Raw genomic sequence first — 516 nt, forward strand, 5'->3', positions numbered from 1 at the left:
GTATGATGACAATCTCTTGGATAGGAAGTGAAAAGTTCGGGGGACTCAATATTATTAAATACGGCTGGGATATGGGTCTTATTGCAATTGTTGCACTTTTCTTTTATGCTTGGGCACTTAAAAGCGGATACAAAACTGAGTATTTAAAAGAAGCAATCGATGTTAATAATGAAATGAAAGCAGCGGAAGCACAGACTGCCTCAGCTAAAGAACAGATCATAGAAAAACAAATTAAATAAGTAGTAAAAATGAGGCTGGGAAAAAAGTATTTCAGTTGAAGTCAAATGCGAACTATTAATTATTTTTTGATTGGTAGTTCGTGTTTTTTTGTTGTTATGTTGAATATAGATTTTATGTGTATAGTTGGTTCTAGCAGTTGATTGGAGGGCAAGGCGAAGACTCCTGCGGGAAAAGCGGCATAGGTGAGACCCCGCAGAAGCGCAAGCGACGAGGAGGCTCACCGGCCGTCCGCGGAAAGCGAAGCCTTGCACGGAAATCAACTGCGGTGTAACAAGC

At 40.7% G+C, this 516-nt stretch carries 1 protein-coding gene and 1 pseudogene; both read left to right on the forward strand.

Features of this window, described 5'->3' with window-relative positions; translation table 11 throughout:
* Window positions 1–239: pseudogene (locus AC1DRF_RS32045) on the forward strand (amino acid:proton symporter); the annotation flags it as partial.
* 137 nt (window positions 240–376) lie between these two features.
* Window positions 377–511, forward strand: coding sequence for a hypothetical protein (locus AC1DRF_RS32050; protein ID WP_427075972.1), 135 nt, complete (start codon window positions 377–379; stop codon window positions 509–511).
* Window positions 512–516: the final 5 nt, after the last annotated feature.

Source organism: Priestia sp. P5_B4 (assembly GCF_056400385.1).